Annotated in this window: 26 protein-coding genes; 8 read left to right on the forward strand and 18 right to left on the reverse strand. The window is 58.5% G+C overall.

Annotation, left to right across the window (positions count from 1 at the left end):
* Positions 1-99 precede the first annotated feature (99 nt).
* The 6 genes from ACWGXF_RS19085 (at position 100) to ssb (ending at position 5,696) form a co-directional block, all read left to right on the forward strand.
* A complete protein-coding gene (locus ACWGXF_RS19085) occupies positions 100-1,404 on the forward strand; it encodes a hypothetical protein (protein WP_452102337.1) in 1,305 nt (434 codons plus the stop codon).
* Positions 1,405-1,424: 20 nt separating this feature from the next.
* Positions 1,425-3,215, forward strand: coding sequence for a YqaJ viral recombinase family protein (locus ACWGXF_RS19090; protein ID WP_452102338.1), 1,791 nt, complete (start codon positions 1,425-1,427; stop codon positions 3,213-3,215).
* 142 nt (positions 3,216-3,357) lie between these two features.
* Positions 3,358-3,711, forward strand: coding sequence for a hypothetical protein (locus ACWGXF_RS19095; protein ID WP_452102339.1), 354 nt, complete (start codon positions 3,358-3,360; stop codon positions 3,709-3,711).
* 3 nt (positions 3,712-3,714) lie between these two features.
* Positions 3,715-4,692, forward strand: coding sequence for a recombination-associated protein RdgC (locus ACWGXF_RS19100; protein WP_452102340.1), 978 nt, complete (start codon positions 3,715-3,717; stop codon positions 4,690-4,692).
* On the forward strand, positions 4,689-5,036 hold the full coding sequence (locus ACWGXF_RS19105; protein ID WP_452102341.1) for an HU family DNA-binding protein: 348 nt from the start codon (positions 4,689-4,691) through the stop codon (positions 5,034-5,036). Before ACWGXF_RS19100 ends, ACWGXF_RS19105 begins: the two co-directional genes overlap by 4 nt.
* 84 nt (positions 5,037-5,120) lie before the next feature.
* On the forward strand, positions 5,121-5,696 hold the full coding sequence (gene ssb, locus ACWGXF_RS19110) for a single-stranded DNA-binding protein (RefSeq protein WP_452102342.1): 576 nt from the start codon (positions 5,121-5,123) through the stop codon (positions 5,694-5,696).
* Between the two features lie 276 nt (positions 5,697-5,972).
* On the opposite strand, the gene ACWGXF_RS19115 is transcribed toward ssb, so the two are convergent.
* From ACWGXF_RS19115 to ACWGXF_RS19150, 8 genes are all read right to left on the reverse strand, one after another.
* The gene (locus ACWGXF_RS19115) at positions 5,973-6,686 is read right to left on the reverse strand and encodes a helix-turn-helix domain-containing protein (protein WP_452102343.1); all 714 of its coding nucleotides are present in this window, start codon (positions 6,684-6,686) and stop codon (positions 5,973-5,975) included.
* Positions 6,683-7,378, reverse strand: a complete 696-nt coding sequence (locus ACWGXF_RS19120; RefSeq protein ID WP_452102344.1) for a hypothetical protein — start codon at positions 7,376-7,378, stop codon at positions 6,683-6,685. Before ACWGXF_RS19120 ends, ACWGXF_RS19115 begins: the two co-directional genes overlap by 4 nt.
* 40 nt (positions 7,379-7,418) lie before the next feature.
* The gene (locus ACWGXF_RS19125) at positions 7,419-8,210 is read right to left on the reverse strand and encodes an AAA family ATPase (protein ID WP_452102345.1); all 792 of its coding nucleotides are present in this window, start codon (positions 8,208-8,210) and stop codon (positions 7,419-7,421) included.
* Positions 8,211-8,711: 501 nt separating this feature from the next.
* Positions 8,712-9,296: a tyrosine-type recombinase/integrase gene (locus tag ACWGXF_RS19130; RefSeq protein WP_452102346.1), complete on the reverse strand. Its 585-nt coding sequence runs from the start codon at positions 9,294-9,296 to the stop codon at positions 8,712-8,714.
* Positions 9,297-9,616: 320 nt separating this feature from the next.
* A complete protein-coding gene (gene qac / locus ACWGXF_RS19135) occupies positions 9,617-9,949 on the reverse strand; it encodes a Qac-pB8 family quaternary ammonium compound efflux SMR transporter (protein ID WP_043008326.1) in 333 nt (110 codons plus the stop codon).
* Positions 9,950-10,483, reverse strand: coding sequence for a TetR/AcrR family transcriptional regulator (locus tag ACWGXF_RS19140; protein WP_043008328.1), 534 nt, complete (start codon positions 10,481-10,483; stop codon positions 9,950-9,952).
* Between the two features lie 7 nt (positions 10,484-10,490).
* The gene (locus ACWGXF_RS19145) at positions 10,491-10,892 is read right to left on the reverse strand and encodes a hypothetical protein (RefSeq protein ID WP_452102347.1); all 402 of its coding nucleotides are present in this window, start codon (positions 10,890-10,892) and stop codon (positions 10,491-10,493) included.
* A complete protein-coding gene (locus ACWGXF_RS19150; RefSeq protein ID WP_452102348.1) occupies positions 10,882-11,271 on the reverse strand; it encodes a hypothetical protein in 390 nt (129 codons plus the stop codon). The genes ACWGXF_RS19145 and ACWGXF_RS19150 overlap by 11 nt, the downstream gene beginning before the upstream one ends.
* A gap of 869 nt (positions 11,272-12,140) precedes the next feature.
* Between ACWGXF_RS19150 and ACWGXF_RS19155 the strand changes: the two genes are divergently transcribed.
* Together ACWGXF_RS19155 and ACWGXF_RS19160 are read left to right on the forward strand one after the other, a co-directional pair.
* On the forward strand, positions 12,141-12,395 hold the full coding sequence (locus tag ACWGXF_RS19155) for an AbrB/MazE/SpoVT family DNA-binding domain-containing protein (RefSeq protein ID WP_452102349.1): 255 nt from the start codon (positions 12,141-12,143) through the stop codon (positions 12,393-12,395).
* Positions 12,389-12,724, forward strand: a complete 336-nt coding sequence (locus ACWGXF_RS19160; RefSeq protein WP_452102350.1) for a type II toxin-antitoxin system PemK/MazF family toxin — start codon at positions 12,389-12,391, stop codon at positions 12,722-12,724. Before ACWGXF_RS19155 ends, ACWGXF_RS19160 begins: the two co-directional genes overlap by 7 nt.
* A gap of 26 nt (positions 12,725-12,750) precedes the next feature.
* Here the strand turns inward: ACWGXF_RS19160 and ACWGXF_RS19165 are convergent, their stop codons facing one another.
* The 10 genes from ACWGXF_RS19165 to ACWGXF_RS19210 all read right to left on the reverse strand — a co-directional run.
* Positions 12,751-13,257 (reverse strand): hypothetical protein, encoded by a 507-nt coding sequence (locus ACWGXF_RS19165; protein WP_452102351.1) that lies wholly within the window; start codon positions 13,255-13,257, stop codon positions 12,751-12,753.
* On the reverse strand, positions 13,238-13,843 hold the full coding sequence (locus tag ACWGXF_RS19170) for a glycoside hydrolase family 19 protein (protein ID WP_452102352.1): 606 nt from the start codon (positions 13,841-13,843) through the stop codon (positions 13,238-13,240). The genes ACWGXF_RS19165 and ACWGXF_RS19170 overlap by 20 nt, the downstream gene beginning before the upstream one ends.
* A 1-nt stretch (position 13,844) precedes the next feature.
* A complete protein-coding gene (locus tag ACWGXF_RS19175) occupies positions 13,845-14,129 on the reverse strand; it encodes a hypothetical protein (RefSeq protein WP_452102353.1) in 285 nt (94 codons plus the stop codon).
* Positions 14,126-14,536, reverse strand: a complete 411-nt coding sequence (locus tag ACWGXF_RS19180) for a hypothetical protein (RefSeq protein WP_452102354.1) — start codon at positions 14,534-14,536, stop codon at positions 14,126-14,128. Before ACWGXF_RS19180 ends, ACWGXF_RS19175 begins: the two co-directional genes overlap by 4 nt.
* A gap of 92 nt (positions 14,537-14,628) precedes the next feature.
* Positions 14,629-14,859 (reverse strand): hypothetical protein, encoded by a 231-nt coding sequence (locus tag ACWGXF_RS19185; RefSeq protein ID WP_452102355.1) that lies wholly within the window; start codon positions 14,857-14,859, stop codon positions 14,629-14,631.
* Complete coding sequence (locus ACWGXF_RS19190) at positions 14,843-15,598, reverse strand: hypothetical protein (protein WP_452102356.1); 756 nt, start codon at positions 15,596-15,598, stop codon at positions 14,843-14,845. Before ACWGXF_RS19190 ends, ACWGXF_RS19185 begins: the two co-directional genes overlap by 17 nt.
* 2 nt (positions 15,599-15,600) lie before the next feature.
* Positions 15,601-16,404 (reverse strand): hypothetical protein, encoded by an 804-nt coding sequence (locus ACWGXF_RS19195; protein ID WP_452102357.1) that lies wholly within the window; start codon positions 16,402-16,404, stop codon positions 15,601-15,603.
* A gap of 13 nt (positions 16,405-16,417) precedes the next feature.
* Positions 16,418-17,149 (reverse strand): hypothetical protein, encoded by a 732-nt coding sequence (locus ACWGXF_RS19200; RefSeq protein ID WP_452102358.1) that lies wholly within the window; start codon positions 17,147-17,149, stop codon positions 16,418-16,420.
* An 8-nt stretch (positions 17,150-17,157) separates the two neighbouring features.
* The gene (locus tag ACWGXF_RS19205; RefSeq protein WP_452102359.1) at positions 17,158-18,792 is read right to left on the reverse strand and encodes a hypothetical protein; all 1,635 of its coding nucleotides are present in this window, start codon (positions 18,790-18,792) and stop codon (positions 17,158-17,160) included.
* Positions 18,789-19,035: hypothetical protein (locus ACWGXF_RS19210; RefSeq protein ID WP_452102360.1), on the reverse strand; the 247-nt coding region annotated here is incomplete at its 5' end. The genes ACWGXF_RS19210 and ACWGXF_RS19205, both read right to left, overlap by 4 nt.

A 19,035-nucleotide genomic window follows, 5' to 3' on the forward strand; every position in this document is an offset into this window, starting at 1 on the left:
TTCACCTGGGTGAATTATTTATTGCCACAATTGTTCTGTGTTTGTTATCATTCGATAACAGCGAACCCCGTGCAATTGCACAGATTTCAAAGGCATCCAATGACAGCAAACCACCCCGCCGAATCCACAGCCGTGCAGACCGCCCATATCGGTGCGGTGGCCAACACCTACGAGCACGCTCTAGCCGCGCAGGCGAAAGCCATGGTCGAGGCGCGCTACGTCATGGCCATGAAGCGCCCCCGCAACATGCGCGCCGTGCGTGACCATGTGCTGAGCGAATGCGGCCGCCCGTCCTTCGCCAACGGCAAGAGCACGCTCTATTCCCGAAAGATCGGCACTCAGATGATTGAGGGCCTGGGGATTCGCTTTGTCGAAATGGCTGTGCGCGCAATGACCAACATCCTGATTGAAACCATCATGGTTTTTGAGGATGAAACCCGCGAGCTGCACCGCGTCACCGTCACTGACCTGGAAAGCAATGTGACCTACCCCATGGACGTGCGCATTGATAAGACCGTAGAGCGCCGATATCCGGCTGACGATGGCTCTTACATCAGCTTTCGCAAGAACTCTTACGGCAAGCTGGTGTATCGCGTGCCCGCAAACGAGGATGACTTGCACAACAAGCGCGGCGCGCTCATTTCCAAGGCCACCCGCACGCTCGGCCTGCGCGTGCTGCCTGGGGACTTGTGCGACGAAGCCGAGGCCATCATTCGCAAGACCCGCAAGGCCTCCATCGTCAACGATGCAGACGCCGTGGCCAACATCATCAAGTCGTTTGCCGAGCTGGACGTGTCTGAGCGCGACTTGGCCAACTTCCTGCAAAAGCAAGTCAAGGACGCCACCAACGACGATGTTCTGCTGCTGCGCTCGATCTACAGCACCGTGCGCGATGGCGAGTCCACTTGGAGTAGCTACGTGACCAAGGAACCCCAGCACGGCGAGCCCGCACGTCAGCAAGAGGCCGCGAGCCAATACGTGGCCAGCACGCCTGCGCCGACTCCCGCACCAACGCCTGCAGCCCCTGCACCAGCCCCAACACCCGCACCGGCGCCAGTCTCCACCCTCGATTCAAGCCAAGGCTTTGATATGGACGCGGCCAACGCTGCCGCGCAGCTGGCCAGCAGCAACGCCAACGATTTCCGCGAGCACCACACGCCCGCGCCCCCTCCCTCTACCGCCGCAACACCGGCACCCGCCCCGGCCCCCGTGGCCACGACCGCAAAGCCTGCGAACGGCAAGCCCCTCCTTTCTGCAACCCAGTTCAAGCAAAAAGCTGCCGCCTGGAAAGCGCATCTGAATATGGGTCGCACTGTCGATCAGCTGCTGGCCATCATCACCAGCCGCAACACCATGACCGAGCAGCAAGAGGCCGAAGTTCGCAGCTGGTCGCCCTCTAAGTAACCTTTACGAAAGATCAAACCATGACCGCCGTTATCGACGTTGAAGCCCGAGAGATTGTGGACACCCCGGCATCCTCCTATGAGCTGCTGGAGCCCCTGGAAGTGCAGGAGCTGGAGCAAGGCTCTGCTGAATGGCTGGCCTACCGCCTGAGCCACCGCAACGCCTCCGATACCCCGATGGTGATGGGCGTTTCTCACTCGCTGAGCCGCACGGAGCTGATGCATGCCCAAGTCACCGGCCTGGGCCGTGAGTTTGACGAGTGGATGCAGCGCATTCTGGACAAGGGCCATGCCTATGAAGCAAAGGCCCGTGCAGTCCTTGAAGAGCGCCTGGGCGACGAGCTTTACACCCTGGTCATTTCCCGTGGCATCTGGTCGGCCAGCATGGACGGCCTGACCATGGATTTTGAGACGGCCTTTGAACACAAGACCGTCAACCAGATTCTGCGCGACGCCTTCGCCATGCACCCCGTCATGCTGGGCAAGTACCTGCCGATGGAATACCGCGTGCAAATGGAGCATCAGCTGATGGTCAGCGGAGCCGCCCGCGTGATTTTCGTGGCAAGCACCTGGGAATGGTCGCACCACGACCAGGACTACAAGTGCAGCGAATGGCTGGAATGCGAGTACCTGCCAGACGTTGAGCTGCGCCGCCAGATCGTCAACGCATGGACAGTGTTTGAACGCGACAAGCAGGTCTATGTGCCCGCTGCGATCAAGGCCGAGATTGTGCCGGTGGCAAAGCCCCACATGCTCATGCCGCAGGTTCAAATTGAAGGCCGCGTGGTGGCCTCCAACATGCGCGCCGTCAAAGAGCAGCTGGAGGTCTATCTGCAGGGCATGAATGAAAAGCCCAGCAATGACCAAGAGTTTGCCGACGCCAAGGTGTACGCCGATCACTGCGCCGAGCTGAAAGACCGTTTCCTGCATGTACGCACGCAAGTGACCGAGGGCACCAGCTCAATTGCCGAGCTGGTCGAAGTCATCGACGCCTGCGTGAACGCCTTGGACACCAAGCGCATCACCCTCAACAACGCCAATAAGGCGGGCAAGGACGCCAAGCGCCTCGCCATCGTGACCGACAACCAAACGGCCTTGGACGCCTTTATCAAGGAAGTCAACGCGGGCCTGCCTCACCCCTGGATTGAGGCCGTCAAGGGCGCTTTCGGGGAAGTCATCAAGGGCAAGCGCAGCTTTGCAGCCATGGAAGAAGCGGCAGCCGCCGAGCTGGCCAGCTGCAAGACTCGCGCTCTGGAGCTGTCCACGCGCTACGCCGCGAACCATGCGGCCCTGCTGGCCCATGGAGCCAACGACCTGAGCGCCGAACATGAAGCCTTTGCCGTCAAGGCCAAGGCCCTGCCCGAAGACTACCTGCAGCACCTCGATAACGCCCTGGTGCTGGCCGAAGCCGAAGCAAAGCGCATCGCAGAAAAGCGCGATGCTGATGCCGCAGCCGCAGTTGCTGCATCAGCCGCGCGAGCAAACGCCGCCGCCACTGCTGCCGCCCGATCTGAGGAAGCCACTCGCAAAGTTGCAGCTGCGCACGCCTTAAATCAGCCCGTGGCCAAGACCCAAGAGCCGGACGGCGAGAGCCAAACGCAAATGCAGCTGGACGCTGTAGATGCAACGCCGGTAACAGGAACTCAGGCAAGCAGCGAGCAAGGCTCTTTTGCGCCCATTGCGGTAACAGTTGATACCGAAACCGTTTCCAGGTTCATCGCTTCGCAGACTTGGCCAAGCCGTATGGCCGAACGGAAAGCCCGCTCCATGCTTGAGCAGTTCTTGGCCTTCGCCCAGCAAGGTAACGAGTGATAACAAAATCCGGAGCTAAATCAGTGAAATTGCACCAGCTTTGCACTTTTTTTGCCCCGGACAGTAACAATTGTTATTTTTCTGATTAGAATAATAACAAACAGCGACAATTTCACCGGATTTGATAACAGGAGTTACCGCCATGACCGCAAGCAATCGCAATCTCCGCGCTCCCCGCTCCATGTCTGAGGCCTGGGGCGAGGGTGCAATCCTGCACGTCAGTGCAGCTCCCAGCTTGGCCAAGCGCATCGCCCGCGTCGTGCTGACTCTCTCTGCCGCTGCAGCTGTCGTTGTCCTTCTCTCTGGCTGCACCGACGACCTGGAAATGCAGGCCGCCGTTGACGCCGACAAAGCGCAAGCCGTGCTTGATGCCCGCGCCATTGAGGCCGAGCGCAAGCACGAAGAACGCGGCGAGCAAGTCGCAGCTTCCTATGAGCTGCACCGCAAAGCCATCCTCACCATGAACGCAAGCCTCTCTCAAGACTCCGCAAAGTAAGCCATGCAATTTTTCAAAGCCGTCTCCTTCTACACGCTCCAAAATCTGCCCACCTTCGCTGAATTGGAAGAGTCCCTGCAGACCCGCCAATTCGTCCCGGCCACACCCACCCAAGAGGCCTCAAGCGGCTTCATGCCCCCTCGCGGCGAAGAGCATGGCGCCATGCTTGAGTCTGTTTCTGGCTGGTGGCATGGCTCTTTCTTCATCGAGCGCCGCTCTGTGCCGACTGCCGAGGTTTCCAAGGAGGTGAATAAGGAAATCAAGCGCATCAAGGATGAAGAAGGGCGCACCGTGGGCCGCAAGGAAAAGCGCACGCTCAAGGATGAAGCGATCAAGACTCTGCTGCCGCGTGCCTTCTCGCGCACCAGCCGCATCGACTTTGCCATTGACCCGGCCCGAGGCCTGATTGCGATGGATACGACCTCGCAAGGCTCCCTGGACGTATTCATGAGCGAGCTGGTGACTGCCGCAAAGTCATTGGCCGCAGGCAACATCACGCCCGCCTACGGCAGCGCAGGCACGCTCAGCCAATGGCTTCTGAGCCAGCAGCCGCCCGAGAAATTCAGCCTCGGTCGCGCCTGCCAGCTGGACTCGATTGATACGAAAGCCAAGGTCGCCTACCGTCACATCAGCCTCGATACCGATGGGCTGCGCGATCAAATCCGGGCGGGCATGGCCGTTGACTGGGTGCGAGTCACCTATGACGACCGCATGAGCTTCGACCTGGACAGCACCATGCGCCTGAGCAGCCTTGAACTGCTGGACGTGACCAGCTCCAAGGAACCAGCAGACGACAAGGACGATGGCGGCGTGGATGCATTCGACACCAATTGCACGATCTTCACCGGCGAACTGGGCCGCATGCTGCCTGATCTGTTTGCCGCCTTCGGCCTGAATGAGCGCGGCACCGACCCCAAACACGGCGCCTTCCTGACCGCCTTCGGCAGCGATGCCAAGCGCCCCGAAGAGGTGCAGTCATGAGCAGCGCAAAGCGCATCAAAATGGGCCGCGCAAACTACGGCCATACCGATATCGCCCGCCTCATGGCCAGCGCTACGGGGCGCAGCCAGACTGAATGCCAAGGCATGCTGGGTGCGGCCTTCCAGGCGATACAAGACGCCCTTGAAAAAGGCAACGTCATCAATATCCACGGCTTCGGTAAATTCGCCATCGTTGAGCGCAAATCCACCATGGCCCGCCACTGGGGCACCAATGAAGAGCTGCGAGTCCCCCCGCGCAGGGTAGTGAAGTTCAAGGCCAGCACGACCACGCGCCACACCATTGACGCGAAAGCGGAAAGCGCCTCCCTCCCCATCACGGACTGAGGCCCAGCATCACCAATAGGCGGCAATCTTGCCGCCTTTTTTGACCCTTGCCGGGATGGCTGGCAAGGAAACAGGAGCACCCCAATGGCATCAGTGAACAAAGTAATCATCGTCGGCAACGTGGGCCGCGACCCAGAAATTCGCACCTTCCCCAGTGGCGACAAGGTGGCTAACGTCTCCATTGCCACAACCGACCGCTGGCGCGACAAGAACACCGGCGAAAACCGCGAATCGACTGAATGGCATCGCGTGATCTTCAATGGCAAGGTGGCCGATATCGTTGAGCAGTTCGTGCGCAAAGGCTCCCAGCTCTACGTTGAGGGCAGCTTGCGCACGCGCAAATGGACAGATCAAGCAAGCGGCCAGGAACGCTACGCCACCGAGATTCGCGCAGACACCATGCAGATGCTCGGCAACCGTCAAGGCTCTGGCCAGGACGGCGGATACGGCAATGAGGGCTACGGGGAGTATCAAGACCCCCAGCGTCAGCAGCAGCCGCGCCAGGGCCAGCAGCAGCCCCGGCAAGGCGGCCAACAACCCCGCCAAGGTAGCCAGCAGCAGCACCCCCAGCAGGGGCGAAGCGCCTACGCTGACGCGCGCGATGGCTACCGGCCAGCCCCTCAACGCGGGCCCGTTGACGACTCAGACATACCATTCTGAAAGCTATCATTAAAATAGCAAAGGCCGCTTATATTGCGGCCTTTTTTAATGGTTTTGAGCGAAAAAACAGAGCGTCAAAGTTATCCACGAAGTTATCCCGCTGGATAAAAAAGCACCCCCGTTTTTGGGGGGCATGTTGATAACTTCCCCCCCGCCAATGGGGGGATTAAGGCCTTGAACCCCCCCACCCATGGGGGACTAATAAAAGGAAACTTAATACCATTAAGAAAAAGGGATAACTCGCCCTTTGCCGCCCGCTCAAAAAATGAGCACCGATCACCAAGCGCTGTTGACCTTACCGCGCTTTCGCACACGCTCGGCCCTGGTCTTGCTCGCCTGAATCAACGTCTGATTGCCCACGGCGTTGAATGTGGAGTTGTCACCCTGCTTCACGGAGTAATGCTGATGCGTGACATTGATATTCACCGTCAGGCCTTGGGCACCAGCACCAGATACAACCCCTGTTTGCAGAGCCTGGATGATTGCCTGCTTCAAACCGGCCACATCACGGAAATCCTGGGGCGAGTAATCCTTTTCTGCCACGGCCAGGACAACCCCGTCCTTATGCACCGGCATGGGCTCAACAACGGTATAGGTCATGCTTCGCCGCCCTTCTACCTTTTCCTTTTTCAGCAAGCCCATGGTTGACAGCTTCTTAATCGCCGCGTCCACGGTCTTGATGTTGAGCCCGGTCAGCTCACAGATGCGCGCCCGAGAGGGGAAAGCCTCTCCAGTCACAAATTCAGCATGGCACTTGATGACAGTCAGCACGGCGAAAGCCTGGGCGCCCATCGTGGCCACATAGCCATCCCACACAAGGGACTTGAGCATGTGGACAAACGAGACTTCCAGGTCAATCACATTGCCGTCAATGCCACCAGCCCAAGGCTCCCCGTTCTGCAAGCCATCGCTGTGCATTTCGTGAATGTCTTGAAAGTCATCCCCCGAAGTGTTGGGCGCTTTCCTTGGTGGCGGCGTCTTCTCGCTCATTTCTTGGCCTTGAAGCTGGGCACCTTGTAACCCTGCTCGCGCAACATCGCATCCAACTGGGGCTCAAGCAAGCTCAGCAAAATGCTCTTCTTGTTCATGCCGAAGGTGGTACCGGCCAGCCAGTTGAGCTTTTCATGCACATTCAACGGCAGGTCAATCGTCATGGCCTTGAAAATCTTGTCACCCTCGGCGGATAGCTTCACCAGCTCAGGCAGAGGGCGCAGGCGAGGGCGGCCACGCTGGGGCGCCGTATCCTCGTCTTCTTCCTCTTCGCCATCAGCTGGCGATGCGGGCTCCTGCGCGGGCGCAGACGCTGTACTTGTCACCAGATCGGCTGCTTCCCCTGCGGGATTCGGCTGGGGCGCGATCGCCACCGGCGCGGCTTCGACCGTGGCCGGGGCCTGGTTCTCGGGCTGCACTTCCGCGCCAGATTGAGTATTCAGAGGCGCATTGCCGCCAGAAGCCTCTAAATGGCCTTCTGCGCGCTTTTCGCCCTCCGCACTGGCAACCGCATTGCCACCATCCTGATTCCCGTCTGTGTGCCCATCCTTGGCGCCGTTGAAGTCATCGACGGCGCGCTCCAGCGGCTCAGACGACCATCCATCGAGTGCTCTTAGGCGGCGATCACGGGCGGCGATGCGCTCAGCAACTGCAGGCGGCATCACGTCTGCCTTGCTTCCATGAAGGCTCATGCGGGGCTTAGCCGCTTTCCCTTGGGGGGGAGATTGCTGCTCAGATTGGGTAGTCATAGCCAAAAACCTCTTTGAAAACGCCGCACATTTCCTCGCAAGCCTTCGCGTCCACGCGGTCGAGTTCAAAAATCGTGCTGCCGCGTGTGGCGGCATGGGCAAAGGCCGCGCGATCGACAACCATCTGGTCAATTGCGCGGAAACGCTGCAAGCCACGCATTGCGTCCATCGTTTCGCTGTTGAGCGTGGAGTTGGGCGCGGACTGGGCCATATTCAGGAAGGTGATGCCTGCAGACAGGCTTTCGCCGGTGCGCTGCTCCACGTCCATGACGGCGGTATCCATCGTGCCAAGGCTCCAAATGTCGTACTGGCCAGCCTGCACAGGCAGCAGCATTACGTCTGCGGCGCCGATCGCTTGGCGCATTTCCAGGCTGTCCCGGCCACCGGAATCCACAATCACCACGTCAAAGCGCGCGGCCATGGCTGCGATATCGGCGCCCACCTTGCCCGTGCGGCCCACGCACGGAATCATGGGCTGTAGGCCGTAGTCGTTGCGCACGTTGGCCCACTTGGTCGAGCTGCCTTGAATGTCCACGTCCATAAGCAGCGTGTCCCAGCCGATCGCGGCACACATCCATGCGAGGTGCGTGCTCATGGTGGTTTTGCCCACGCCGCCCTTTTCATTCATCACAGCCACGACAAAGCCGCCAGGACTATCCAGCAGCGCCCCATCGCCCGCGCGCTCCAGCATCGCGGCAATGCTGGCCTTGGTGATGACCTTTGGCTTTGCTGCGGCGGCCTTCTTGGTCGCGGTTTTCGATGGTGTTGGGCTCATGGGCAACTCCTGGGCAATGGTGGTGGCGGGCGCGGCGCGGTGGCGGTGGCTTGGCGCGCGCGTGCGTGTCTTGGACTAGAGCGTAACAAATGTGCCCTGCCCAAGCAAGCCAGGATGCGCAGTCTGGCTTACCAGACCAGCCAATGCAGGCAATGCAACCAGTGCAGGTAAGCCAACTTGGCCAGCCAATGCAACCCTGCTTATCTGGCTTAGTTTGATTGGCTGGCTTGTATGTCTTGGTCAGCTTGCAAAGGTTGCCTGCCTTGTATTGCTTGGCTGCCTTGGCTTGTTTGGTTGCCTTGTCTGCCTTTGCTGCATTGGCTGCCTTGCATGGCTTACCTGCCTTGGCTGCATTTGCTTGCTTGATTGCCTTGTCTGCCTTGGTAGGCTTGGCTGGCTTGGCAACCAAGGTTTTATTTTTATAAATAGTCTTAATTCATTGATATAACTGCATTGTCTGCTATCAATTTAGGACTACTTTCGTTTTTGGATTCCATTTAATTAATCTTGATTCTGTTTTGAAAGTAGCTTTGTCAGTCTCTTTAATCTCTCGCTGTTGTGAGTGAAATATCTTTCCGTGGTGCTTATTGAGCTGTGGCCCATGAGAGTTTTAATGCTGTAAATATCAGCACCATTTTCAATAAGCCTAGTTGCATATGAGCGCCTTCCGCTGTGAGAGCTTGCCTTTATCTGCGCTGATTTGTAGCAGTTTGCAATCAGCTTCTGCATAGTATTTGGCGTGAAAAAGCCGTGACGCTGAGATTTAAATAGGCTACATAATGGATCGCCTGGGTTCTCAAGCGTGTAGTTTTTTAGCTCCATTCGGGTGCGTTCATCCATCAGAAAGACCTCTCTAAACTTGCGGCCTTTCGTCATTTCCTCCGTCAGCTGGATAGCTTGCTTGACCTCTCCTTTGCGGTCGATCACGTCGCCGCGTGTGAGGTTGGCCAGCTCCATAGCTCGCAGCCCGCAGAAATGGGACATGAGCAATATCACCCTGTTGCGCTGACCGTGCCGCCCTGTTTGGGCCAAAAGCACGGTTTCAAGGGTTTCCAGACTGATATATGGAGCTTTTGTAGAGCGCATTTTCTGGATATGTCCTAAAAGATATGTTTTAGGACATTCTGGGGCACATTTGTGCCGGTAATCGAACGGGCATAAAAAAGCCCCCCAATTACGGGGGGCGTGAAGCCTTGGAAACTGTTTATCGCTACTTATTTTTGGAGCCCCAGAGCCACGCGGCGCGGGCCGTGGATTCCAGCTCAATGATGCGCGCGGCGAGGGTGCAGATTCCAGTCTTACTTGGTCGCCCGTTCCAGTGCTCGTGGACAGTAGTCCAAAAATAAATGGACACCTAGCTGCGTAACGTGGACGGCAGCAAACGACCCAAAGCGGGCCTTGACGATTTAGTGAGCGCCTGACTTAGAAAAGATGTTGATGACCAGCACACCGCTAACGATCAAACTCATGCCGAGAAGTGCAGGGAGGTCTAGGGTCTGCTTGTGAATGATCCACCCCACGAGTGTGATGAGCACAATCCCCGCGCCTGCCCAAATTGCGTAGGCGATGCCGGTCGGCAATGTCCTGAGGGTCATCGAGAGGAAATAGAACGCAACCATGTATCCGGCCACGACGATCAGGCTTGGCCAAAGCCGGGTAAATCCGTCTGACGACTTCATGGCAGTGGTGGCAACGACTTCTGCAACGATGGCAACAGAGAGGGGCAGATAGGGGGACATTCAAGTTCCTTCGGCTAGTTGATGAATCAAACGTTTGAGTGCTTCGCGCTCCCCTGAGGACAGGTCATAGATGCCCAAAACTTCAGAAAGCCAAAGTCCATCTGCGGCGAGACGGGCCAGTAGCTTGTTTATGTCGGTTCCGTCATGCACGCGGTCCCCGCGCACCCAATCAACCCACTTCGAATTCACTGTCCGTTCAGAGACGCATGCCGCAAGGAGAGCCTTGCCTCTCTTAGCCGAATCAGCGCAGGGACCTTGAAGGGCTATTCGGGCATACCGCCACGCAGCCGAAGCGCCGGAACCGTCGTCTGCAACTTGCGCTTGAAACTCCTCAGCCAAATGGTCGTAGAGGGCGTGCACCAGGTCTTCACGTGTCGGAAAGTGGTGTTGAACAGCGCCCTTGGTGACACCGGCAATATCGGCGACCACACCGATGGAAAGCGGGCCTCCGCTTAGAAGTTGCTGCGCGCATGCGTCGAGCAGAAGCGCTTTGACGAGTTCGGGCCGCTTCGGCCGATGGACACCTTGAGACATGGGATAATCATAACATTACGAACGTAATGTTTAGGGTATGCCCTTGCATGAGACATAGGGCAACGTCAGGTGCGCGTGACGGTTTCTTCTTTTCGTGAGCAAGAACGCTGAGGTGTTCGCAGTGCGCCAAGGACCGCTTGTGGCCGGTAGCCGAAGTAGCCAGGTGTCCAAGTGGAGTGGTGAGCTGTCCACGAAATACTGGAACAGGTGTCCATTTAGAGTGGAATCTGCAGAGGGCAACGCCTTGCGCATCAAGTGCGAGGTATTCGGATGATGTGTCGCCGTGCTCTTCAATGGCCTTCATCGCCTTTTCAAAGACGGCTTTGTGCTCGGCCTGGGCCTGCCTCCAGGCGCGAAACTCCACCGGCGCGTCCCGCTCGCCTTCGATCAGAAAGAGGTCAACGGCCATAGCGCTTCAACACCTCTTCGTCTGGGCCCATCAAAATGCTCACTGAAAAGCCGTTGCTCAGACTCCCATCGAGCGGGTGCAGCTCGTCCACGCGAGGATGTGCCAGCAAGTGTCTGGCCAGCTCTACGGCGGCCTCGATCGTGGCCGCTTGGCCCTTCCAGGTCGATCTATCCCAAGCGCCGCCGTCCAGGCAGCGCACGTCATACCGGCCCGCACCATTGCTTACGATGTACGGCATGCCCCACATGGCCATTTGCTCAGGGGGCCTGTCATCGTTGGGGGTACTGTCGAAATCGGCTGGTAACTGCGGGTCAATCAGGATGCCTTGCACGCAGTCAGCAGCGGAATAGCGGAGCTGGTTTATGAGGAAATGGCGCATCCCCACATCCTACGTCAAGGAATGAAAAAAAAGTGACGCGCCAAAATCGCTGCAGCCTGACAGCCATCAAAGCCGGTGCAATCGCCGCGTTTTGGAGCTGCACACAACCCCCCAAAAACGGGGGGGTTTGTTACCTGTCGTCAACAAAACGCAACAAACACCCCCCAAAAACGGGGGGTCTGTTCCACTTGGGTAACAAAAAAGCGGCCAGGGCCGCCGACAGTGACAAAACTTTTAGTTTTTGGGTGTTAGTATCTGCCCACGGCATCGGATAGTGCGCCCAAAAAGCGAAAAGCCAAGTGGCTGGAATCACTTGGCTTTTCTGGCAGCTATCCACCTACCGCAATGGATGCTACCTTGAGGAAAATTATATCAATTTCCTCAAGAAACTCCCTTGCGCGCCAAAATTTAAGCGTCATTTGACGCGGCTTTGTTGCGCCCTAACAAATGCGTAAGGGGTAACTGCGTCCACGGGGGTCGGCCCCCACGGGCAGAGCTGCGCCATATCTCGATTCGGTTTTGGTGAGCCTACGCGCAAGAATGGGAACCCTGTCACAGCGCGAAGCCAGAGCGAAAGCCACACGGCGATAGGGGCGGCCATCGGGGCCGTGAAGTGGTGAGCGCGAGCGCCCGAATGCGTCTCGCGTGCCCAGTGACGTACTGCGACCGACTGACGGTGAAAGTTCGATTGGGCGAAGCACCGAAAGGCTATCTTTTGTGGCCTTTAGGGTGAGCTTTGCCCAATTTCCCCCAGCTCCCTCCTTCTGATGAATAGAGGTCAGTCACCATGAAAAGCAAGGGACTTGAGCAAAAAAAAAGGACTTGATATACTTTCGATTGTTATAACTTAGTTCTAACAAGGTGAGGATATGGAACTAGCTATTCGTGACATTGGAAACAGCAAGGGAGTTGTCATCCCAAAAACGATGCTGCTCCAGGCTGGCTTGCAAGGCGCAGCCATTGCAGAGGCGTTCATCGAAGGCGGCCACCTTGTCTTGCGCAAGGTTGAAAAGCCCGTTCGTTCCGGCTGGGAAGCTGCCGCCGCCGAGATCGCCGCTCGTGGCGAAGATGCCCTGGTGCTGGGTGAGTTTGGCAATGCCGAGGATGAAAAGCTTGTATGGTGACTTCCAGAGCGGCGAAGCGTGGTGAGGTTTGGCTCGTAAACCTTGACCCGACAGTGGGCGCAGAAATTCAGAAAGCGCGGCCTTGCTTGATCGTCTCACCTGATGAGCTGAATAGACAGTTGAGGACGGTCATCATTGTGCCAATGACGACAGAAGGATTTGAGGCCCCATTCCGCGTGCCCGTCACTTTTCAGACAAAGCATGGCCTGTTTTTGGCTGACCAGATTCGCGCCGTTGATAAAGCCCGATTGCTGGAATACAAAGGAGCTGTCAAAACGGTGGTGCTTCACAAAGTTCTTGCCGTGTTGCAGCAAATGTTTACCCCATAGAAAAAGCCCGGTTGTCCGGGCTTTTTTCATTCTGCGGCCTTCCTGGTAGCTGCCAGAGTTTCGCTGGCCAGCCTCAGAAGCCGTTCACGTTCTCCAAGAGCATTTTGGAGTTCGACAACCAGCTCTCGGCCCTCTGACAAACTGGCGTCCATTTCTGCCAGTCGATCTGCGAGAGTTCGGGCGGCAGCGGCTCCAGCTTCGGCCTGCTGGCGATATAGACGGGCTCGCTCTTCGGTGCTTGAGCGCAGCCGGTGAGCATCAGAAAGCTGGCCACGCAGGCGCTCAAGCTCAGCTTTTTCAGTGGCCCGATAAGCCTCTTGTGCGCTGCTGGTGTCTTCACGATAGGTTTCCTCTCGTTGGCTGTTGTCTTGCTGGATTTCTTGATTGGCCTGCAGCTGGCCAGCCTTGCGGGTTTGCTCGGCCAGCTCCAGGCGTGCCACGTCCCGAGTGGCCCCGTGGTAGAGAAAGGCCAGGGCTGCCGCCAGGACTACGGCAACCAATGAGACGGCCCGATCAAACGTCATGGATGGCATCAATGGCCTGGAAGAAGAGCTGTTGGCGGTGGTCTTCGCCGTTGGTGCCGCCGTTGATCTTGCTCGTCATCTTGGTAAATTCCCCCCGGTCGGCCAGTGCGTTGAGGTTGCGGCTGTCCCAGAAGTCACCGGCAGATAGGGCGGCCCACTGGGGCAGCTCCAAATCCTCGGGCTTCATCACAAAGTTGGGCACGCCCTGGTAGATGCGGCTCATGCGCTTGTAGGCCTCGGCATAGTTGCCGCGCCCGGTCACTTGGATAAGCCCCCGGCCCATGTAGCGTTTGCCGTCGCCAGCAAAGGCATTGCCCAGCGTGAAGGCCTTTTTGTTGCGGGCATTGGTGGCGCTCCAGGCTTGGCCAGGGTCACGCTCATAGGTCTTCTGGGCAGGGGTCGGGCCCCACAGCTCGCGGGTATAGACGAGACTGCCGGACTCATGGCCGATTTGCGCCAGGAACATCGCCACGCGCTTTTCAGTGTCGATGCCGTAGGTCTGGCAGGTGATGGCCAGCACATCGACCCATGAGGCAGCCAGCCGCAGGCTTGAGCCCGTGCCTGCCGCCACGATTTCTGCAGTGAGCTTTTTCATGTCAGCCTTCCTTCACGCGGGTGCGCACGATCAGCACGGCAAAGGCGCACATGAGCATGTATTCGCGGAAATTCACGGGCGGGGCGCCATCCAGAAAAAGGCCGATCAGGTAGCCGCCAGAGGCGAAAGCGAAGAGCACCCAGGCGATGCACTTGAGGACGAGAGCGGCCTTGCCGCGCAGGTCGAGATTGGGCAGCTGCTTGGCGTTGCAGCGCTCAATCTTGTTGAGGGATTCGGCCAGGACGATGACGGTGGCCAGCAGGTAAATGGCGTGAAGGGAATTCATGCTTGACCCCCGTTTTTGGTGGGCTTGGCGAACTTACGCATGAACATGGCCAAGAGCTTTTGAGCACCGCAACCCACGACAAACGCAGAGGCAAGCACCAGCTCTTTTTTCTCCATGGGAATGCTGGCCGAGAGCATCATCAACGGCGTGATGTAGCCAGCGGTCAAGCTCGATGTGGCCACCACTGCCATGCGCCGCGTCGTGGTCTTCACCAGCTCGCGCCAGGAGTCGGTCGAGCCGGGGACACTGTTGAGCAGGATGATGGCCGCCAGGGCGCCCGAGAAGCCCGCGCAGAGCACGTCTGCATGCAGGCCCAAGGGCACACCGAAGGCCGTCACCGCAGTGGACGACAGGCCGGTCGCAACCAGGGTTGAGAGGCCTACTGATGTAGAGGTTGGCTCAGGCATGGCCACCTCCTTTTTTGGGGGGGTTGAGGTAAGTCATGCCCGCCAATGTGAAAGGCCCAAGTCGTGGTGCTTGGGCCTTCTTTCCGATTTCGCTACCTGCGCCGCCCGCCGCCGAGCGCGTTGATCGCCTTCACGATGTTGTTGAGGCGGTCAAACAAGGTGCTGATGGTCTTGCTGCGGTTCTCTTGCTGCTTGGTGTAGTCCTTGAAGGCCTTGGACTCAAAAAAAATGCGTACATCACTGAGCGGCGTAGCGTTGGCCAGCGGCAGCGGCGTATTGCCGTGCAAGGCCAGCATGGCCGCCTGCTCAGTCAGCGAGTCCATATAGTCGCTTCGTGACTCCAGAGACAGCGGAAATGGCGCGAAACCGGGCGGGTGCAAGTTGCCCCACCTCGCTTTCCTTGATCGGCCAGAAGCAGATGCCCTTATCGTCAAAGGACAGGTCGAAGAAGTGACGTAGGTTCTGTTGGCCACCCTCCCAGGCCAGGTAGAAGGCCTCGGCTTCGCTCTCGGGCCTGTCATCCATGGCAACGGTCTTTGCTTCAATCCAGGCCTGCACTTGGGACTCGCTCATTGCCCCCCAATCAGGGGGGGCCTCATTGGCGGCAAAGACTGTGCAGGCCATGGCGCCAAGCAGCCACTCCCCCCGGTTGGATACCATCGTCTCCAGGGCTTGCGCATGCACCCCCAGCAGCGGATAGACCGTGAAAGGCTGCCCCTTGGTGGTCACTAAGGTGCTGGTCTGGCGCAGATCCGCTTCATAGTCCAGGTAGTGGCTCAGCTTGGCCTCGCCCGCGATCGTGAAGTCCGGCCCATCGGACATGATCTGAGCGAGATACATGGCCAGGAGGTAATTGCGCTCCTGCACCGTCCAAAGCAGGGGGTCTGTCACATAGCGCGGCGTAGGCGCGATGGCCGAGCTGGCCACGGCACGTAGCATGCTGGTGGTGGTCAGCTCTTGGCGGTCGGGCGCCTCGCGGCACAGGGCCCCGGCTTGGCCAAGCGTCAGCTCCTGCAGCTGAACACAAATGCGCTCGGTGCGCAGCTTCTGGAAAATTATCACGATCAGTACCCAAAATTCTTGTTGGTTGACCCATTGCTGTAGCTGGCCCAGTCGTCCTTGTCGATGGCGCTCAGCGATGCAATCTCCATCTGCAGAGAGGCATGCGTGAGGTGGCCTGTCGAGTCGCGGGGGCCTTCCAGCGGATAGGGCATGTTCTCAATCACCAGGGGGGCAAGAATCATCCCGGCGAACTTCATGCCAATGATCTGAGGCACTTTCGACGGGAATAGCTCGGGGCGCCCCTGCAGTGCCGTGTTGACAATGCCGTCAGCGGCGATCTTTTGCGGCAGTGCCCACTCCATGAGCTTGTTCATGGGGGCCGTAACTTCCTGCTTAGCATTCTTGAAAGCGCGAAAGTGGGCAGTCAGGGGAATTCGCATCGGGGGCATGCCGTTGAAGACCTGCGAAGAGTTGAGCTTTGTCAGGTTGCTTCGGCCTTCCAGGCTTGCCGCAGTGTCGCGGGCTCCCTCTGCTGCACCCTGCATGAACTGGGGCACAAGGGCCTGAATCTGGGACAGCAGCGATGTGAAGCCGCCCGCCTGCAGCATGGCCGAGAGCGTAGAAAACTGCTGGTCAGGGCCCATGTTTTCAAAGGGGCTCTGCCAGTTGAGGGTTATCTGAATGTTGGAGTCTGTGATGGGAGCAATCACCTCGGGCTGCTCCATGACTCGCTCCCAGCGAATCACCTTTTTGTCATCAGACGTGGCCTTTTTCACGGCGAAGAAGGTGGCCAGAAGGTGTTTAGACAGCCCGCCCCAGTCCGAAGACAGGGCGGGCTGGCTGCCGTTTTTGGTTGCATCAGCCACGGCAGCCTATCCCTTACTTGATGCCCATGTTGCGGCGCACCTTCATGGACTTGAGGCGGCGCACCTTGGCGATGGAGCTGCGGGACTTCATGACGGCCTTTTTGATGGCCACCTTCTGAGCCGCGCTCAGGCGCACGGTACCGCTGACACGCTTGTTGATGCGCACCTTCTTACCGTGGCGAATGGCGATCTTCTTTTTGTAGACCGCATCGAGCACGCTATCGAGCACCGATTCAGACGATTCCTGGTCGAACACGAAAGCGTCAACCTCGGCCATTTGCTCGTCGTCGCCGGTGGGCAGCAGGTCGGACAGCAGCTCATGCACACGGTCGCCTGCTTCGGCGCTGTCATCTTCCAGCAGGGCCAGCACATCGGCGTCGGACACGCCACGGCTGACCAGGAAGTCTGCGACAGCTTGAGCGGCGATCTGGATAACGTCTGCCTCGTCGTCGGAGATATCGCCGTCCTTGTTGGCATCGGCCACGCCGACCAGCATTGCATTCAGGCGTGCCGTGAAGGTTTCGCCTTCGGCCAGATCGGAGCTGGGGGCGGAGCCCCAGGCGATGACCATGGCCACAGCCTCGCCGCGAATGTCGGCGGACGTGTAGCTTGCAGCTGCTGCACCGGCAGCATCGAGCAGCTGCTGCTTATGCGTGGCCAGCTGCTCAGCGTTGGGCTTGGGGGTGAAAACGCCCAGGCCGTCCAGGATGGAAGCGGCGCCGTGGGTAGTGACTACAGAAGACATGAGATTCCTTATTTGACGAGGGTTTGTTGCAGGAACACTTGGCGGGCCACACCGTCATAGGAGGTGTAGTAATTGACCATCACCGTGTCGGCGGGCTTGGCTTCGCTGGGGGCCACTTCAAAGGCGAATGCAGCGTTACCGGGGAGGCCTTCGGAGGGAACCAGCCATTCGGAGGCTTGTGCGCCTTCAAACAACTTGGTCATGAAGTCGCTCATTTCCTTGATGAAGGAAGCCATCGGGCGTTGGCTGTATTCCTTGGCGGCCAGAGCGATCGCGTTATCAATGGACGCGGCCATTTCGGCCACGTTCTGCAGGCGGCGGAAAGAAACCAGACTCTTCGCAGCGGTCAGGCAGTCGGTAAAGACAACCTTGGTACCGCCGTTGTAGGTTTCGTACAGGACGGGATTGATCTGAGCACGCGCCAAGTCGGACAGCTCAGCCTCAGAGGGCGTGTAGAGCTGACGCATGTTTGCGCGCTGCACGGGCCACAGGGCGCCGCTGATGGGCCAATTCTTGGGAGCGAAGCCTTTGCCATTGACGCGCGCATTGCGTGCGCAGGACAGGCCCACTTGCAAGCCACCGGCACCCCAGACAGCGCGGCCACCGTTGAGCGGGTCGTCGGCTTCGATAGGCATCCAGTTGAAATGCACCAGCTGGCTTTCGGCAGCAATGGCGTTGCGGGTCTTGATGACGGTTTCGGGGTTGTCCTTGCCGTTTAAATCCACCTTGAGGGGGATGTTGATTTCGTCGGCCAGGGCTGCCCACTTGTTCAAAAACTGGGTGTTTTGGTTGCCGCCGGTGAACATATAGCCGAATGGGATTCGGGTATTGCGCAGGGCATTCAGCCATCGGTCTTGGTCTGCGACAGAGTAAGTCGTGCCGCCTTCCTGGAAGCAAACCAGCGTTTCGGAGCTGGCCCAGTTTTCCTTGCCGGTGATCGAGCGGCCATAGGCATTGCTGTTGACGTTGACCTTAGCGCCGTCAGCCACGACAAGCGTTAGCGCTTGGGTCTGGCCAGCAATGATGTCAGGCAAGAAGTTGCTCATGCCATAGTCATTGACCGCATTCTTGTCCAGAGAGCCTGTGAACTGATGCAAGAGAATGCCGGTCGGGTCGGTAACGCGCAGGGTGATGACCGGATTCGGCTCAGGAGTACCGCCTACGGGCGTTGCATCGGCATGAACCAGGATGCGAATGCCATCGTTGAAGCAGTCGTGGTGCATGAGGTACATGCTGTAGTTCGCGGTCGGGGCCTGCTCGGACACTGAGTAGTCAACAATGTCCGCAGTCTCCGAGGTCGCGCCGTTGAGGCGCACCACGGCATACAGCTTGCGGGCATTCTCGGAAACCATGCGCTGCACCACGCAAGCGGACATGCCTTTGCCCAAGCCTTCATAGGCGCTCAGCTTGGACTCATTCAGAGCGTTGACGCGCAGCGCCTCTGCTTTGCCGGTCTTCTGCACCAAGTTGCCCTTGGTCGTGGGAAACGGCTGGTCGATGCGGCCACGGGTCAGGCGCGCGATAGTCGCGCCCACTTGGTCGGAGTTATCGGGTACAACGCCGTCCGTCTGGTCAGCCAGCGGATTGAGTTGAACACCGGGCTGCGCGCCGAGCTGGCGCGTAAAGGGGCGAAAGCCGCTCATTTGATAGCCTTTTCAATATGCAGCTGCAGCGCGCCGGGGCGCTGGTAGTTGCTCGTTTGTGCAAAGCTCACGGCCTCTTCCAAGTCGGGCAGCTCTTGCTCAGCGATCTCGAAAGAGTCGCTTTTGCCGCAGGGAGGCAAGGTGAGCTGCAGGCCTGCCAGGGCCTCGGTAACGCCCTTGACAGTCAGGACGTGGCCAGAGTGATTGATGACGCAGACACGCAGGCGCGCGGGCTGGTGCTCA

Source organism: Comamonas sp. HJ-2, assembly GCF_053615495.1.

Bases quoted from the DNA above. Each gene is read 5' to 3' on its own strand.
- ACWGXF_RS19095 (WP_452102339.1), top strand. From the start codon at position 3,358: ATGACCGCAAGCAATCGCAATCTCCGCGCTCCCCGCTCCATGTCTGAG.
- ACWGXF_RS19185 (WP_452102355.1), bottom strand. From the start codon at position 14,859: ATGGACTCGCTGACTGAGCAGGCGGCCATGCTGGCCTTGCACGGCAAT.
- ACWGXF_RS19120 (WP_452102344.1), bottom strand. From the start codon at position 7,378: ATGAGCCTTCATGGAAGCAAGGCAGACGTGATGCCGCCTGCAGTTGCT.
- ACWGXF_RS19105 (WP_452102341.1), top strand. From the start codon at position 4,689: ATGAGCAGCGCAAAGCGCATCAAAATGGGCCGCGCAAACTACGGCCAT.
- ACWGXF_RS19160 (WP_452102350.1), top strand. From the start codon at position 12,389: ATGGTGACTTCCAGAGCGGCGAAGCGTGGTGAGGTTTGGCTCGTAAAC.
- ACWGXF_RS19205 (WP_452102359.1), bottom strand. From the start codon at position 18,792: ATGAGCGGCTTTCGCCCCTTTACGCGCCAGCTCGGCGCGCAGCCCGGT.
- ssb (WP_452102342.1), top strand. From the start codon at position 5,121: ATGGCATCAGTGAACAAAGTAATCATCGTCGGCAACGTGGGCCGCGAC.
- qac (WP_043008326.1), bottom strand. From the start codon at position 9,949: ATGTCCCCCTATCTGCCCCTCTCTGTTGCCATCGTTGCAGAAGTCGTT.
- ACWGXF_RS19140 (WP_043008328.1), bottom strand. From the start codon at position 10,483: ATGTCTCAAGGTGTCCATCGGCCGAAGCGGCCCGAACTCGTCAAAGCG.
- ACWGXF_RS19165 (WP_452102351.1), bottom strand. From the start codon at position 13,257: ATGCCATCCATGACGTTTGATCGGGCCGTCTCATTGGTTGCCGTAGTC.
- ACWGXF_RS19175 (WP_452102353.1), bottom strand. From the start codon at position 14,129: ATGAATTCCCTTCACGCCATTTACCTGCTGGCCACCGTCATCGTCCTG.
- ACWGXF_RS19155 (WP_452102349.1), top strand. From the start codon at position 12,141: ATGGAACTAGCTATTCGTGACATTGGAAACAGCAAGGGAGTTGTCATC.
- ACWGXF_RS19150 (WP_452102348.1), bottom strand. From the start codon at position 11,271: ATGCGCCATTTCCTCATAAACCAGCTCCGCTATTCCGCTGCTGACTGC.
- ACWGXF_RS19125 (WP_452102345.1), bottom strand. From the start codon at position 8,210: ATGAGCCCAACACCATCGAAAACCGCGACCAAGAAGGCCGCCGCAGCA.
- ACWGXF_RS19100 (WP_452102340.1), top strand. From the start codon at position 3,715: ATGCAATTTTTCAAAGCCGTCTCCTTCTACACGCTCCAAAATCTGCCC.
- ACWGXF_RS19170 (WP_452102352.1), bottom strand. From the start codon at position 13,843: ATGAAAAAGCTCACTGCAGAAATCGTGGCGGCAGGCACGGGCTCAAGC.
- ACWGXF_RS19115 (WP_452102343.1), bottom strand. From the start codon at position 6,686: ATGAGCGAGAAGACGCCGCCACCAAGGAAAGCGCCCAACACTTCGGGG.
- ACWGXF_RS19180 (WP_452102354.1), bottom strand. From the start codon at position 14,536: ATGCCTGAGCCAACCTCTACATCAGTAGGCCTCTCAACCCTGGTTGCG.
- ACWGXF_RS19200 (WP_452102358.1), bottom strand. From the start codon at position 17,149: ATGTCTTCTGTAGTCACTACCCACGGCGCCGCTTCCATCCTGGACGGC.
- ACWGXF_RS19130 (WP_452102346.1), bottom strand. From the start codon at position 9,296: ATGCGCTCTACAAAAGCTCCATATATCAGTCTGGAAACCCTTGAAACC.
- ACWGXF_RS19085 (WP_452102337.1), top strand. From the start codon at position 100: ATGACAGCAAACCACCCCGCCGAATCCACAGCCGTGCAGACCGCCCAT.
- ACWGXF_RS19090 (WP_452102338.1), top strand. From the start codon at position 1,425: ATGACCGCCGTTATCGACGTTGAAGCCCGAGAGATTGTGGACACCCCG.
- ACWGXF_RS19145 (WP_452102347.1), bottom strand. From the start codon at position 10,892: ATGGCCGTTGACCTCTTTCTGATCGAAGGCGAGCGGGACGCGCCGGTG.